Consider the following 15,104-nt stretch of genomic DNA (forward strand, 5'->3'; position numbering starts at 1 on the left):
GCCTCGCCGCCGAACGCGCCCTGCCCCCGCATCACGTCGCGGCGCTCGTGCGCGCGGACGGCCGCACGGTGACGCTCGAAGGCCGCGTCGCAGACGAGCCGACGGCGGCCCCCACCGGCGCGCGTCTTATCCTGAACGTCTCCCGCGTTCACGCGGTCCGGCGCTCGCGCAGCGCCACCGGCGACGTGCTCGTGACGCTCGCGCAGCCGCCGTGGGCCGACCGGGTCGCCTTTCCCGACGTGCGGCGCGGCGACCTCGTGCGCCTCCGGGGCCGACTGCTGCCCCTCCCCGAAAAGCGCAACCCGGCGGACTTCGACTACGGCGCGCACCTCCGGCGGCAAGGCGTGTATGCGCGTCTCACCGTGACCCGGGCGGACGACGTGACCCGCCTCGGACGAACGGCGGCGTGGACGGAACGCTTCATCACGACGAGCCGGGCACACGTCCGCGCACAGCTCGAACGCCGGGTTCCGGACCGGGGGGCGCGCGCCGTGCTCTCGGCGCTCCTCCTCGGCGACCGGCGCCTGCTCGACCCGAACACGCGCGCGCACTTTGCCGAGACCGGGCTGATGCACGTCCTCGCCGTCTCGGGGCTGCATGTGCTCCTCGTCGGCATGGCGCTTTACGGGCTGCTTCGACCTCTGCTCATGCGGCTCTCCCGGCGAAGGCTCTCGTGGCGGGCCGTCGAGGCGCTCCGGGCCGTCGTCACGCTTGCGGTGCTCTTCTTCTTCATGATGCTCACCGGCGCGCGCCCCTCCGTGGTGCGGGCCGTGCTGATGGCGAGCGTTTTCATTCTGCTCACGCTCACGCAGCGCAACGCACACACGTTGAACACGCTCGGCGTGGCGGCGGCAGCCATGCTCCTGTGGCAGCCCCGGCAACTCTTCGACCCGGGGTTTCAGCTCTCGTTTGCCGCCGTGGCCGCCCTCGTGACGCTCCAACCCGTGTTCACCCGCGCACTCCCGGAGCGATGGACCACCCCCGGCCTCGCACGGAAAGGTTTAGCCATGGTTTCCATGTCGCTCGCGGCCACGCTCGGGACGCTCCCGATTCTCCTCTTTCACTTCGGCCATGCCTCTTTCGCGGGTCTCGCGCTCAACCTCGCAGCGATACCACTCACCGGATTGACGCTTGCAGCGGGCCTCTTCATGCTCGTCTTTGGCGGCGCGGGGCTCGTCGCCGACCTCAGCGCGATGGCGGCGGCGGGAGCCGCGCGCTTGCTGCTCTTTACGGCGGAGACGGGAGCGGCGCATCTCGGATGGGCCTCCCTCCATGGCTACGTGAGAGATCCGTGGACGGTGCTTGCCCTGGCGACGGCGCTCGTCATGCTCGCGCAGTGGCCGCGTCCCCGCACCCGATGGCGCCTGGGCGCTCTGACCCTCGCCTTCGCCGCCGCCGGCCTCTGGACCGCCGCGGCGACCCGCCTCACCCCCCGCCTCGACGTGCTCTTCTTCGACGTCGGCCAGGGCGACGCGGCCCTCGTGACCCTTCCGAACGGCCGACGGCTCCTGATCGACGCCGGGGTGCGCAATGCCTACACCGATCAAGGCGTCCGCACGCTCCTTCCTCACCTCGAACGCTTCGGCATCCGCCGCCTCGACGCCGTCGTCATCTCTCACCCGCACAGCGACCACCTCGGCGGCCTGCCCGCGCTCTTGCGCGGCGTGCCCGTGGCGCGCGTGCTCGATAACGGCGCGCCGCACGCCTCCGCCCTCTTCGCCGAAACGACGCGCCTGCTCGACAGCCTCGGCGTCGCCCATGAGGCGCTCGCCGCCGGAGACACGCTCGCACTCGACCCGTCCGTACAGATCCAGACGCTCTCACCGGCTCCCGCACTCACCCGCGACGCCGAAGACAACGACGCCTCGGTGGTCCTCCGCCTCGTCTACGGAAAGACCTCCATGCTTTTCATGGGCGACGCCGAAGCGGACGCCGAGACCCGACTCGTCGCGCACTACGGCGCGCTTCTGAGGAGCAACGTGGTCAAAGTGGGACATCACGGCTCGGCAACGAGCAGCACGCCGGCGTTCGTGGCGGCCGTCGCGGGAGATTCCACCCACCTGACGACCGCCGTCGTCAGCGCCGGGCGGAACAACCGCTTCGGTTTCCCCGACGAAGACGTGGTGCTGCGGTGGAAGCGGAGCGGCGCGCGGGTGCGAGTGACCGCCCGCGAAGGCGCCGTGTGGCTCCGGAGCGATGGCGAGCGCGTCACACCCGTGGCCTGGCGACGCCCCTAGGCGTCAATGAAGAGCGGGGCCGGAAAGCGCTCGAGCAGGGCGTTCGTCACCGAACCGAAGGCGATCTCCTTGATCTTCGACCGAGAGTGCGCGCCGACGAGCAAAAGGTCGGGATGATATCCGGCCGCGTATTCCAGGATTTCGTGCGCAACGTCTTTACCCTTCAAACTCTGAATCTGAACGGAAAAGCCATAGGTCTTCAGGTATGCCTGCGCCATCCGGAGGATCAGTTCCGACTCGGCCTTCCCATCTTTATAAATGTGGATGATCTGAACCCGAACGTCGACGCCGTACGGCTGGAGATGGGCAAACTCCCGGATGGTGCGCGCGGAAGCGTGGCTCCCGTCAAAGGCGACGAGCACGCGCTCCACCGGGCGACTCTCGGTTCCGACCACGAGCGTGGGACCGACCGTGTTCTTCACGACGCGGGCCAGGGTGTGCGTCTCCTGCTTGGGATGGCTATAAAAGAAATGCGGCGTCTTCCCAATGACGAGGAGATCATAATAGTTCATGTCCTCGATGATGCGCTGAAAGGGCACCCCCTCCTGCACGGTTTCGACGTGGGCGACCCCCGACCCCTTCATCGCCCGGTCGAATTCTTCGATGAGCGTTTGCGCGGTCGCGCGCGCTTCGGACGTCAGTTTCTCCCTCAGCTTCTCGGCATAATACATACTGCCGATGCCGCCGCCCCGCGAGCTGGCTTCGATGCTGCCCAGATCCACCACCGCCAGACCGGTGACTTCGGCGTCGTATCGGCGAGCGATGGTTGCGGCATATTCCGTGGCTATCGGGGTGTCGGAGTCGGGATCGAGCGCGACGAGGATTCTTTTGAGCATAGGTTCCCCACTACTTGGTTCCTGAGGATCGTGCCGGAGCCCTAAACTAAGCGAAGGCAACGGTGTGCACAATTCGTTTCTGAGAAATCACGGTGTAAATGCATGAAACGGGCTAATATTCCTTTAATGGAATTCAGTCATATGATCAATACCGGGGTCGATACATTCCGATATACCGGTCTCGATAGCCTTCTTTTGAACACTTCTCCACACCCTTTACTGTTATGAGAATGATTTAAAATGAGTAGTACTTGTAGTAGTAGACCGTGTGGAAATGTGGAAAGACAAGGTGTCCACATCGGCGTCGCGGCGTTGTGCATAAAAACGCGGGTTCATCCCCATGATATCCACACGCGCGGAGTTTCGGAAAGTCGCTGGAGCGGGCATATTCCCGGATTCGCCGAAGTTATTCACGTATCCACGAGCATCCACCGGGAACGTGCGCGCGGGACGTCGAAAATATTCACACGGAGGCGCGCTGTGGATGAGTCGGGATAACGTGTGGGCGAAGGGGGGAGTTATCCTCATCTATCCACACTGTGGATAAAACGGAGGGGTTATCCAGAGGATGTTCGGGAGTTGTTAACGGGTTGTTAACAGCGTGGACAATAGTTTTTCGGGGGGGGTCAGGGCTTGCCGAGAAGGGAGAACATTTCGCGTTTGTAAGCTTCGACGCCGGGTTGATCGAAGGGATTGATGCCGAGGAGGTATCCGCCGACGGCCACGGCGTGTTCGAAGAAATAGAGGCACTCGCCGACGGAGCCGGGGTCGAGGCGGTCGAGCCACAGGGTCATGACGGGCACGCCGCCGTCGGCGTGCGCGCGGGCGGTGCCCTCATACGCCTTTCGGTTGATGTGGCTCATCGTCTCCCCGGTGAGGTAATTGAGACCGTCGAGGTCGTCGGGAGAGGGGGGGACGGGGAGGTCGCCGTCGTCGTCTTCGAGCATGAGGAACGTCTCGATGAGGATGCGCCTGCCGTCTTGCACGTACTGGCCGAGCGAATGGAGGTCGGTCGAATACCGGGCGGTGGCGGGAAAGAGGCCCTTGTGCTCCTTACCCTCGCTTTCGCCGAAGAGTTGTTGCCACCAGGCGCCGAGGCCGCCGAGACGCGGCTCGAAGGCGGCGAGCAGTTCGACGGCGTATCCCCGTTCGTGCAAGAGGTAGCGGGTCGCGGCGTAGTCGAGCGCGGGGTTGTCGTGGTCGTCGTTGAGGCGGAGGCACGCGGAGACGGCGCCGTAAAAAAGCGAGCGCACGTCGATGCCCGCGACGGCGATGGGGAGAAGGCCCACCGGCGTGAGCACGGAGAAACGCCCGCCCACGCTCGGGGGAATGACGTATTTCTTATAGCCCTTCTCGGCGCGAAGCCGGTTGAGCGCGCCGCGTTCGGGGTCGGTGGTGACGATGATGCGGCGGTCGGCGTCCTCGAAGCGTTCCTCGAGCCACCGCCGGACGAACCGGAAGGCGAGCGCCGGTTCGAGGGTGGTCCCGCTCTTCGAGATGACGTTGACGTACACCGACTTGCCGTCGAGGTAGGCGAGCAGTTCGCGGAGGTAGGCGCCGCTCATGTGGTGCCCGGCAAAGAGCACCTCCGGCGCGCGCTCGTCCGAGACGGGGGCAGGGAAATACGGCGTCAGCGCTTCGATGACGGCGCGCGCGCCGAGGTATGAGCCGCCGATGCCGATGCACAGAAACACGTCGGCGTTCCGGCGGATCTCGGCGGCGGTGGCGGCGAGGTCTTCGAGAAGGGCGTCGTTCGGGTCGAGGAGGAGGTCGCGCCAGCCGAGGAATTCACGGCCCGCGCCGGTCTTTTCGACAACGGCCCGGTGCGCCGCCGCCACGCGGGGGCGGAGCCGGTCGAGGGCGTCGGGTTCGAGGTGCGCGTGCGCGGGAGCGGGATCGAAACGGAGCATGGGACGGAAAGGGAAGGATGAACGGAAGGGGCGCGGCGGAAAAGAGCCGATCCCGGAAGCGGATTGCCTTATATTCGTTTTCCCGAAGATAACCGGGGGCCTTTCATAAGAAAAGAGGGGAACGATAAAGAGCCATGCGAGAATTCATTCCGTTTGAGGAAGCGCGCGCGTTGGTGCTCGAGGCGATGCCCGGGCAGCCGGCGGCGCGGGCGTCCGTGGCCGAGGCGGTCGGAAAGACCCTCGCCGAGGCGGTCCGGAGCCGCGAGAACATCCCGCCGTTCGACAACTCGGCGATGGATGGCTATGCCGTGCGCGCCGCCGACCTGCGCGAGCTTCCGGCCACGCTCCGCGTGATCGAAGAGCTTCCGGCAGGCTCGTTCCCGAAGCGGACCGTCACGCCCGGCACGTGCGCGCGCATCATGACCGGGGCGCCCTTCCCGCCCGGCGCCGACGCCGTCGCTCCGGTCGAGTGGACGGAGCGGGGGGCGGACGACACCGTGCTTTTTCACCGCGCGCCGATGCCGGGCCGGCACGTGCGGCGGGCGGGCGAAGACGTGCGGGTGGGCGAAGAGGTGATCCCTGCCGGGTCGGTCGTCACGCCGCCGGTCGTGGGGATGATGGCGTCGCTCGGGGTGGTCGAGGCGGCCGTCCGCGTGCCGCCGCGCGTGGCCGTCATCGCTACGGGCGACGAGCTCGTGCCGCCCGAGGAGACACCCGGGCCGGGGCAGATCCGCAATTCGAACGGTCCCGCGCTCGCCGCACAGGCGCGTTCCTCCGGCGGCGACCCCCTGCCGCCCTTCCTCGCCCGCGATTCCCGGGCGAGCATCCGAGGCGTGATCGAAGAAGCGCTCGCCGCCGACGTGCTCGTCTTCTCCGGCGGCGTCTCGGTGGGCGACTATGACTTCGTCAAAGAGGTCCTCGACGACATGGGGATGGAGTTGCTTTTCTGGAAGGTGCGGCAGCGGCCCGGCAAGCCGCTTGCCTTCGGCATGCTCCGCGGCAAACCCGTCTTCGGTCTCCCCGGCAATCCCGTCTCCTCGGCGATGTGTTTCGAGCAGTACGTGCGTCCCGCGCTCGCGAAGATGCTCGGGCGCGCAGAGGTGATCCGTCCGCGCCACCGCGCCGTGCTCTCCGCCCCGATGCGCAAGGCGACGGGCCTCCACTATTTCGCGCGCGGGTTCGTCGCCACCGACGAGGCGGGCCGTCTCACCGTGCGTCCCTCCGGCGGGCAGGGGTCGCACGTGTACTCGGCGGTCGTGCGGGCGAACGGCATCATTCATCTGCCGCCGGAAATGGAAAACCCCGGGCCCGGCACGCTTGTTGAAATAGAGTGGCTGACGTGGTGAGCGCGGAAACGCACCGCCTTTTCCGAGGAAAACGGGGAGGCGTGAGGGCTTCCTCCCGATGGATGCCCACGATAATGAGCGGAGCACGCGGAACACCGCCCGCCGCGCGACCCACAGAGGTATCACGAAGAAGAGGAAGACGTCATGAATACGAAACGGCTCGGGTTCGGGTGGGCGGCGCTTCCGGCGCTCATGCTCCTGGCCTTCGTCGCCGGAGACCGGCTGCCCATCGGCGCGAAGGCCCCGCTGACCCATCTCGAAATGACGGACGTCTCCGGACGAACGATCACGCTCGCCGGGGCGGCGGGGGAAAACGGACTGCTCGTCCTCTTCACGGCCAATACGTGCCCGTGGGTGAAGGCCTGGGAGGATCGGGTGCTCGAGGCGGCGGCGGAGGCGAAAGCGCTCGGGGTGGGAGTGATCGCGGTGAACTCGAACGAGGCGGGACGCGCGCGCGGCGAGGGGCTCGACGACATGAAGCGGAAAGCCCGGGAAAAAGGCTATACCTTCTATTATGCGCTCGATCGGGATCACCGGCTCGCCGACGCCTTCGGAGCGGAACGCGCCCCGGAAGTCTTTCTTTTTGATAAAAACCTGACGCTGGTTTACGCCGGGGCCATCGACGACAACCCGCGTCATCCGGAAGCCGTCGCCCATCCGTACCTCCTCGACGCCATGCGCGCGATGGTCGAGGGACGCTCCGTCGCCGTCCCCTCGACGAAAGCCATCGGGTGCGCGATCAAACGCGCGCGCCGGTGAGGCGATCGCCCTCGGTCTGCCGCTCGTCCTTTCCATATCATCTCCCCTCGGTCCCTCGCGTGCGCCGTTTCCTCCTTCCCCTTCTCGTTTTCGGATGCGTCGCCGGATCCGTCCGGGCGCAGTCGCCGGAGCGGTGGCTCATGCGCGGGGATTCGCTCCGGGATGCGGGCGCGAGCGAAGCCGCCGAGGCCGCGTATGAGAAGGCTCGCGCGGGCGCTCCCGCCGCTCCCGCCGCGTACCTCCGCCTCGGCGCGCTCGCCCTCGACCGCGGGCGATGGGGGGAAGCCGCCGGACGCTTCGACGAGGCGCTCGAACGCGCGCCCGACGACCTCGCGGCGCATTACTACCGCGCCCTCGCACACCGGGAAGAAGGGCGCTTCCGAACGCCCATCGAGAAGGTGCGCGAACGCCTCGAATGGAAGAAGGCCGAGAAGCATTTCGAGTGGGTGCTCGCCCGCGACTCGTCCTTCCGAGACGTGCTCTATCAATACGCCGTGCTCGAAGCGTACCGGGGCGATTACGGCGAGGCGCTCGAACGGGCGCGGGCGCAGCTTCGCCTTCGCCCCGATCTGCCGTCGGCGCACGTCGGGCTCTTCCGGCTGTACCGGCGCTTCCTCCGGCGCGACGCGGCGGCGGCGACCGAGTGGATGGCCGCGCACGACGATGCGTATGCCGCCTTCTTCCGGGCCGAGGAGATGCGCCTGCGCGGGGCAACCGACGCGGCGCTCGAAGCCTTCCGCGCCCTCGAGCGCCGGCCCAGGGCTCTGCCGCGCGCGCCCATAGCTCTGGCGCTTGCCCGGGTGTTCACCTCTCTCGGCCTCCCGGAGGCGGCGGAGGCGCAGTTCTGGCGCGCCGTGGACGGCATCGGGACGCCCGTGGACGCCGCCTTCGTCTTCGAAGACGTGAAACACGTCCTTGCGCCCGAGGAGCTCCGCACGTATCGCGCACTCCGAGAGGCCGGGGACTTCCGGGACTTCTTCCGCCGGGTATGGACGCGGCGCGATCCCTTGCCCGCCGCCGCCGAAAACGCCCGCCTCATCGAACATTATCGCCGCCTCGTGTACGTCGAGGAGCATTTCGCGTACGACGGCTTTCGAGAATGGTGGAACGATCCGAACAAACGCGACCGGCTCGTTTTTCCCGAAGGCTATCGCCTCGGCCGCTCGTTCAACGACAAGGGGCTCGTCTACCTCCGGCACGGCCCGCCGGACGACCGCGTGGTGACGCTCGGCGCGGACGTGCCGGGCAATGAGTCGTGGCGATATGAGGCGACGGACGAGCTTCCCGCGATGGTCTTCCACTTCTCCACCCTCGGCGGGGCAAACTGGCGGCTCGTGCCCGTGCTCCTCGGCCCCGAGATGATGAGCGACCGCGTGGCGTGGGGCGAGCCGTTCACACGTGGATACACGATCTATCGGGAGCCGCCGGACCGCCGGGACCTGAGCCTCCTCGCGTTTCGCGAGCAGATGCGGGAGCGGAGTCAGGCAGACGTGGACGTGGGGCTGACCACCGACCGCCACACGTGGCCCGCGCCCGTCGAAGCGCTCGATATGCCCGTGGTGACGGCGGCTTTTCGCGGGGCGCACGGGCAGACGGACGTGGCGGTGTGGTATGCGTTCCCCACCGCCGCCGTCGCGCGGCGCATGCCGGAGGGGGCGCGACGGGTGGACGTCGAGATCGGCCTGAGCGTGCGCACCCCGGACGGACGTGAGGCTTTCCGGCGTCTCGTCACGCGCCGCCTGACGCTCACCGCCGACCCCACCGGCGGCGTCATCGACGGCTTCGCCTTCACCGCGGAGCCGGACTCGTACCGCGTCGCGCTTCACGTGCGTCCGAAGGGCGCCGGACTCCTCGGCACGTTCCGCCGCGACCGCCGGCTGCCCGACTTCTCCCGCCCCGTCCTCGCGATGAGCGACGTGCTCGCGGCCCGGAACGTCGCGCCCGCCGTGGCCGACGAGGGGCCGTTCGTGCGGCGCGGGCTGCGCATCGAACCGGCCCCCACACTCCGCTTTCGCACCGACCGCCCGCTCTTCGTCTATTTCGAAATCTATCACCTCACGCCCGACGACGACGGCCGGACGCGATATACACTCACGTACACGCTCACGCCGGTGAAACCTCGACGAAGGGGGCTTTTTCGACGAAAACAGAAGGGTCCGACACTCACGCTGAGCGCCGGGCACGAGAGCGCGGAAACCGCGCCCGTGGAGTACGCCGAGATCGACGTGCGCAAGGTCGAGCCGGATGCGTATTTCCTCACCGTGACGGTCACCGACCGGCAGACGGGGCGGACGGCCTCGCGCACCCGCGTCGTGACGCTCGAAGAGGGCCGGTGAGACGCGCATACCGACCGCTCCGTCCCTTATATTCGCCGGGACGAACGGACGAAAAGCGACTCCGCCATGCTTCTCTTTTATTGTGTGAAAAAGAAAGAACTCGACGTCATCCGACGGGCGGGGATCCAAAAGAAACGCGGCGTGCGGCTGTGGACGTCGCTCGCGCGTGCCCGGGAGAAATGTCGGAACCGCATCCTCGTCGTTGCCGCCGACCGGTTGCCCGCGCCGGTGGTCGCCGACGGCGAGGGGCGGGTGCGGGCGGAGGCGGTCCCGGCGGCGGCCGTGCAAAACCTCGACCCCTACCTTCCACCGAGGCTCGTCACGGCGGCGGGCGGCTTCGTGGCGCGACGCGGCAAGCGCGAACCCGAGCTTTTGCTCATCTTTCGGCGCGGCGTGTGGGATCTGCCGAAGGGCAAGTGCGAAAAGGGTGAGACCGCCCCCGCGTGCGCCCTCCGCGAAGTGCGTGAAGAGGTGGGCATCGACGATCTCCGTATCCTCCGCGACCTCGGCGCGACCGTCCACGGCTATGCGCGGCGGGGGCGATACGAGGTCAAGCCGACGCACTGGTACCTTATGGAGACCACCGAGACGCACTTCACCCCGCAGGTCGACGAAGACATCGAAGCCGTCGCGTGGGCGGAGTGGTCGAAAGCCCGGGTGAAGGTCGGCTTCGACACGCTCCGGCGGCACATGGAAGCGGTGGAGCCGGTGGTGCTCGAAACGTTCGGGACGCCGTGAAAGTGTGGGGGTGCATGGGAGGTAGGGGGGAATGGGATGAATGAAAGCCGCAATGGGTCATGAGTGATGCATCCACACGTTCCGCGTTGCTTGCCGGCGCGACGGGTCTCGTGGGCGGGCACTGCCTCGACCTGCTCCTCGCCGATGAGGCTTATCACGCCGTCGTCTCGCTCGGGCGCCGCCCGCTCCCGCGCGCGCACCCGAAGCTCACCCACCACGTCGTCGACTTCGATCGCCTCGACGCGCATGCGGGCGTCATCGAGGGGCAGGACGTCTTCTGTTGCCTCGGCACGACGATGCGGCAGGCGGGGTCGAACGAGGCGTTCCGTAAGGTGGATTACGACTATCCGCTCGCGCTCGCCCGTCAGGCGCTCGAACGCGGGGCGAAGCAGTGCCTCCTCGTCTCGGCGCTCGGCGCGAGCCCGCGCTCGCCGTTCTTCTATAACCGCCTCAAAGGCGAGGTCGAGCAGGCCGTTTCTGCGCTTCCGTTCGAGGGCGTCTATCTCTTTCGTCCCTCGCTTTTGACGGGAGAGCGGGCGGAGAAACGACCGGGTGAACGTCGGGCCGAGGCGGTGCTGAACGCGCTGAAGTTTCTCCTCCGCGGGCCGCTCCGGAAATACCGCCCCACGCCCGCCCGCGCAGTGGCCGCCGCCATGATCGCCGCGGCGAAGTCCGAGCCGGGCGGCGTGCGCATCTATGAGCCGGACGCGATGCGGGTGGTCATGGACCGATGATCTCGACCAGACGTTCTCCGCGATCTAGAAGCGTGATTGCTGCCGATAGCGTGCTTGACAGAGTCGCGCGCATCTGTACATTCGATGTGTTGCCACAACGAATCCACGGGACTTTTGGCGGTGGGCCAAGACGGTTGACCAGATCAACGAAGTCGCTGTCTTTGCTCATGATCACCGCATTGGCTCGGCGCGCAGACGCAAATATTTCTAAATCGTCCGCATCGCGTAGACCCAGCTCACGCACCGCAGTAGCCTCGAGATCTTCAAAATGCTCATTGATCCATCGAGCAAGCGCCGGAGATAGCTGGGCATCGATCCAGAGCTTCACGCGACAATCACCGGATGATCGATTCGACTGCGGGCAAACCGGATCGCCGCTTCGATGTCTTCGGCCTCGAGATCCGGCATTTCATCGAGGATTTCCTGCACGGAGAGCCCGGCAAGGAGTAGATCGAGAATGTCGGTAACCCGGATCCGCATCCCGCGAATGCAGGGACGTCCGCCACACTGCCCGGGGTTAAAGGTGATCCGTTCTTTCCAGTCTGCCATAGCGCTGCCGGTGAGGGGATTTCTTCTTTTGAACGCGCTTGCCCGATTCGGTTTCCGAGGAAAGCACGACGTTCCGCCTACGCGCGCGTAGTAGCCGCCGCCATGATCGCCGCGGCGAAGGCGAAGCCGGGCGGCGTGCGCATCTATGAGCCGGAAGCGATGCGGGCGGTCATTGCGGGCAAGGCTGGGGGGGCGGCTGACAGGTGGTGGAGGCCGGTGCATGGCAGGACGCTCAGCCCCGGTAGGGCACCATGTGCGATGCGATCCACTGCGTCAATTCCTCACGTTTGACACGACCTGCCGCCAAGTTCAAAATCAAGCGTTCCTGCTCGTCTACCTCCGCCGCAAGCTCGTATCCGTTGAGCAACAGAAAGACCTCAAGCGCTGCGTGGCCCACCCGCTTGTTGCCATCTACAAAGGGGTGATTCATCACCAGTGCAAAGGCAAGCGCCGAGGCTTTCTCAGCAAGCGTGCGATAGAGATCTTCTCCCGCAAAGGTCATCTGCGGCTGTGCTACCGCCGATTCGAGTGACCCCTGATCCCGCAAGCCCGGACGGCCGCCCGACTGATCGATCAGACGCTGGTGCAGCGCTTTGACTTGCTCCACCGTCAAAACGTGAATCATGAAAGACGACGATAGAGTTCGGCATTCTTGCTCAAAACGTGATCGGCAGCCTCTTCGAAGGTGAGCCGAAGGCGTTCTAGTTTCTCTTCGACGCTTGCCCGGACGAGATCCTCCGAGGAGACCCCAAGTTTGCGGGCGGCCTGATCCACCTCGTCGGCGGTTTTGTCGGGCAGTTGGATCGTGATCGTTTTCATGGGTCGGTGGATGGCTTTTTCCTTTTGAACGTCCTTGCCCGGTTCAGTTTCCGAGCGAAGCACAACGTCCCACCCCGCGCACGTGGTGGCCGCCGCCATGATCGCCGCGGCGAAGTCCGAGCCGGGCGGCGTGCGCATCTATGAGCCGGACGCGATGCGGGCCATCGCCGAGGGCGGGTAGAAGAAAAAGGGGACGTCGAAGCGAGGGACAGGCGTAGGGTGGTCGTGGACGATGCAGCGGCAACAAAAAAAGCCCGGTCTTACGGGACCGGGCTTTCGCCAAACTGGAGGTTTGTGCGGATTCGACTCACAAGGGCCAGGCGTGGGGCCAACCTCGACCGCGGGGTCACATAGAGGGAAACGCAGGCGTGCGGGCCTTCCCTCGACCACCGCAGTCACCTAGAGGAAGGCGCTCAAGCGTTGATCTCGGCCGGGGATGTCGTGTGTTCGAAGGACCCCACATCCTGTCGAAGCGCGACGCCGGCCACATAGAGGCTGGTTTGCTTGTCTGATCACCGAAAGAGACAAACGCCGTGCCACGAGGCCCCGCGCGCCCGTGGAGGCGGTTCGCGCCGGAAAGCTCCGCACGAAGGGGTGAAAAGCTTGCCGTTGCCGGAAAAATGTGCATGCTCAGAACCGCACGTCCACGCCGAGGCGGAGGGTGCGCTCGGCGGCGGGATAGAAGAAGACCACGTCCGAGCCGGCGGGATCGGGGAAACCGGTGGTGCTGTACGCCTCATTCGTCAGGTTGAACATCTCGGCGGAGACCGTGAGTTTTTGGAGGCGGTATGTGAGCCGGGCGTCCGCCGTGGTATAGTTCGGCAGGCGGATCGTATTGGCGTCGTCGAGGAAGACGCGGCGCACCGAGCGGACGACGAGCCCGCCGCCGAGCCCGGAGGCCGGGCGATACGTCAGCCCGCCGGAGAAGACGTCGCGAGGGACGGCTTTGAGGAAGTTACCCTCGAACATCCCCGAACGCTGGGTGGCGGACTGGTGCGCATAGTTCGCGAAGGCCGTCAGGCTGCGGGGAAAGTACAGCTTCAGCCCCGATTCCACGCCGGTGTGGCGGCTTTTGCCGAGGTTGACGTATCGGAACTGCTGGAGGTCGAAGTCCACCTCGTCCTCCATGTCGATGCGATAGGCGCTCAGCGAAAGCTCGGCCGTGACGTCGGGCGTGAGCTTGGCGCGGTGATAGACGCCGGCTTCCACGTTCGTGCCGCGCTGGGGTTTGAGCGCGCCGTTCGAGATGGTGATGGCATACGGAGGGAACGGCACGGGCGTCGAGCGCTGGTCGTAGAGCTGGTCGAGCGTCGGCGCTTTGAAGGAGCGTCCCGCCGAGGCATAGACGTGTCCCTCGTGCCCGCCCGCGCTCACGTATCGGACGTTGACGCCGGCGCGCGGGCTGAAGGCCGTGTGCGTGGCGTCGGAGGCGCCTCCCGTGCTCGGGGGCTCCGGTGCGTATGTGTCGCGGAGCCGGTCGTACCGCCCGCCGAGCGTGAGCGTCAGCGCCGGGAGGGGCGTGAGTTCGTACTGTGCGAAGGCGGCGAGCGTCGTCCGGTCGCCCGTTCCTTTGGCGTCGAGGGCGCTCCGGACGCCGGGCGCTTCGAGGTAGGCGGGCAGGGGGCCGGTGAGGAAGAGGTAATACGCATTGTCCACGCGCCCGACGGCGGCGTCCACCCCGGCGGTGAGGCGGTTCGGGAAGGGAAGCGGAACGCCTTCATAGACCACCTGCGCCGAGCCCGAGAGGAGCTTCGTGGTCAGATCCCGGTCCTTCGTGTCGGCGAAATCTGGCGTCAGGAGGAAGGTTCGGATGATGTCGGCGGAGCGCAGTTCGCCGGTGATGAAGGCCGAGACGGACATGGCGTCCGAAGGCTGCCACGCGCCGTCGAGCGAGAGGCGATGGCGGTTCTCCTCGGCGCGGTCGAAGCGGAAGAAATCCGATGAGGTGCGGGGGTCGGCGCGGACGTCGGAGGCGGCGAGGTAGCCGGGATCGTCGGCGCGTTTCCAGTGGTGGTCGGTCGAGAGCGTGAGGCTGCCGCCGGGCGCGTGTAGGAGCGCGAGGGAGCCGCCGAGGTTGGTGACGGAGCGTTTGCCGTGCGCACGGTAGCCGTCGGTGCGGTCCACGTCGGCATAGAGCGAGAAAAGGCGGCGGCCGTTCCAGCTGCCGGTGGTATGGAGGCGGGCCGTCAGCGTGCCGAACGTGCCGCCCGAGAGCGAAAGCGTGCGCGAAGGCGGAGCCGCCCGCCGGGTGATGAGGTTGACGACGCCGCCGAGCGCCGCGTCCCCGTAGAGCGAAGACGCGCCGCCCCGCAGGATCTCGATGTTCTCCACGTTCTCCATCGGAAGCGCGTTCCAGTTGACGAGGCCCGTCTCCACGTTGTTTTGCGGCTTCCCGTCGACGAGGACGAGCAGGTATGATACCTCGCCGCCGCCGTAGAAGCCCCGCACCGTGGCGATGGGGTCGTTGCCGAGGCCGTCGCGGTTGAAGAAGACGAGCCCGGGCGTCAGGCTCAGCGCGTCGGCGAGCGTGGCGACGGGGAGCGCGTCGAAGGCTTCCCGCCGGACGACCGAGACCGCCGCCGCCGTACGCGCGAGCGTGCGCTCCGAGCGGTCCGCCGTCACGACGATGCTTTCGAGTTCATACACCCGGAGGGAGTCGTCGGGGATCTCCTGGGCCCGCGCGGGCAAAAGCAACCCGCACAGCAGGCCGGCGAAGAGAATGTGCTTCCGCATAAAATTTCTCACGATCGAATGGGGAGGGGAAAATGGGGCCATGAAAACGCGCGTCGGCGGGGCAGGTTTTTCGGGAAAGGTGATATTTTCGAGGAGGAGCAAAAAAG

At 66.6% G+C, this 15,104-nt stretch carries 14 protein-coding genes; 7 read left to right on the forward strand and 7 right to left on the reverse strand.

All coding sequences use genetic code 11. The features are described 5' to 3' along the window. The coding region (locus AC1HIY_RS00525) for a DNA internalization-related competence protein ComEC/Rec2 (protein ID WP_479574749.1) at positions 1-2,237 on the forward strand (2,237 nt) is incomplete at its 5' end. On the opposite strand, the gene AC1HIY_RS00530 is transcribed toward AC1HIY_RS00525, so the two are convergent. Both AC1HIY_RS00530 and AC1HIY_RS00535 read right to left on the reverse strand, forming a co-directional pair. Continuing rightward, positions 2,234-3,073, reverse strand: coding sequence for a universal stress protein (locus AC1HIY_RS00530; RefSeq protein ID WP_479574750.1), 840 nt, complete (start codon positions 3,071-3,073; stop codon positions 2,234-2,236). The genes AC1HIY_RS00525 and AC1HIY_RS00530 overlap by 4 nt on opposite strands. 626 nt (positions 3,074-3,699) lie before the next feature. Beyond that, positions 3,700-4,983 (reverse strand): glucose-6-phosphate isomerase, encoded by a 1,284-nt coding sequence (locus tag AC1HIY_RS00535; protein ID WP_479574751.1) that lies wholly within the window; start codon positions 4,981-4,983, stop codon positions 3,700-3,702. A gap of 134 nt (positions 4,984-5,117) precedes the next feature. On the opposite strand from AC1HIY_RS00535, the gene AC1HIY_RS00540 reads away from it, so the two are divergent. The 5 genes from AC1HIY_RS00540 (at position 5,118) to AC1HIY_RS00560 (ending at position 10,896) form a co-directional block, all read left to right on the forward strand. After that, positions 5,118-6,329 carry a molybdopterin molybdotransferase MoeA gene (locus AC1HIY_RS00540; protein ID WP_479574752.1) on the forward strand — a complete coding sequence of 404 codons (1,212 nt, stop codon included), beginning with the start codon at positions 5,118-5,120 and terminating at the stop codon, positions 6,327-6,329. A gap of 144 nt (positions 6,330-6,473) precedes the next feature. Then, entirely contained in the window at positions 6,474-7,088 is a 615-nt protein-coding gene (locus AC1HIY_RS00545; RefSeq protein ID WP_479574753.1) for a redoxin domain-containing protein, read from the forward strand. 59 nt (positions 7,089-7,147) lie between these two features. Then, complete coding sequence (locus AC1HIY_RS00550) at positions 7,148-9,424, forward strand: GWxTD domain-containing protein (RefSeq protein ID WP_479574754.1); 2,277 nt, start codon at positions 7,148-7,150, stop codon at positions 9,422-9,424. Positions 9,425-9,490: 66 nt separating this feature from the next. Beyond that, complete coding sequence (locus AC1HIY_RS00555; protein WP_479574755.1) at positions 9,491-10,162, forward strand: NUDIX hydrolase; 672 nt, start codon at positions 9,491-9,493, stop codon at positions 10,160-10,162. A 59-nt stretch (positions 10,163-10,221) separates the two neighbouring features. Beyond that, a complete protein-coding gene (locus AC1HIY_RS00560) occupies positions 10,222-10,896 on the forward strand; it encodes an NAD(P)H-binding protein (RefSeq protein ID WP_479574756.1) in 675 nt (224 codons plus the stop codon). Here the strand turns inward: AC1HIY_RS00560 and AC1HIY_RS00565 are convergent. From AC1HIY_RS00565 to AC1HIY_RS00580, 4 genes are all read right to left on the reverse strand, one after another. Continuing rightward, entirely contained in the window at positions 10,883-11,224 is a 342-nt protein-coding gene (locus tag AC1HIY_RS00565; RefSeq protein WP_479574757.1) for a DUF5615 family PIN-like protein, read from the reverse strand. The genes AC1HIY_RS00560 and AC1HIY_RS00565 overlap by 14 nt on opposite strands. Next, positions 11,221-11,445 (reverse strand): DUF433 domain-containing protein, encoded by a 225-nt coding sequence (locus AC1HIY_RS00570; RefSeq protein ID WP_456424922.1) that lies wholly within the window; start codon positions 11,443-11,445, stop codon positions 11,221-11,223. The genes AC1HIY_RS00565 and AC1HIY_RS00570 overlap by 4 nt, the downstream gene beginning before the upstream one ends. 232 nt (positions 11,446-11,677) lie before the next feature. Beyond that, positions 11,678-12,070 (reverse strand): type II toxin-antitoxin system death-on-curing family toxin, encoded by a 393-nt coding sequence (locus AC1HIY_RS00575; RefSeq protein WP_479574758.1) that lies wholly within the window; start codon positions 12,068-12,070, stop codon positions 11,678-11,680. Further along, on the reverse strand, positions 12,067-12,264 hold the full coding sequence (locus tag AC1HIY_RS00580; protein ID WP_479574759.1) for a ribbon-helix-helix protein, CopG family: 198 nt from the start codon (positions 12,262-12,264) through the stop codon (positions 12,067-12,069). Before AC1HIY_RS00580 ends, AC1HIY_RS00575 begins: the two co-directional genes overlap by 4 nt. Positions 12,265-12,298: 34 nt before the next feature. Here AC1HIY_RS00580 and AC1HIY_RS00585 point away from each other — a divergent pair, with 34 nt between their 5' ends. Beyond that, positions 12,299-12,445 (forward strand): hypothetical protein, encoded by a 147-nt coding sequence (locus AC1HIY_RS00585; protein WP_479574760.1) that lies wholly within the window; start codon positions 12,299-12,301, stop codon positions 12,443-12,445. Positions 12,446-12,894: 449 nt separating this feature from the next. On the opposite strand, the gene AC1HIY_RS00590 is transcribed toward AC1HIY_RS00585, so the two are convergent. Further along, positions 12,895-14,997 (reverse strand): TonB-dependent receptor, encoded by a 2,103-nt coding sequence (locus tag AC1HIY_RS00590; RefSeq protein ID WP_479574761.1) that lies wholly within the window; start codon positions 14,995-14,997, stop codon positions 12,895-12,897. Between the last annotated feature and the right edge of the window lie 107 nt (positions 14,998-15,104).

This window comes from Rhodocaloribacter sp. (genome assembly GCF_056451265.1).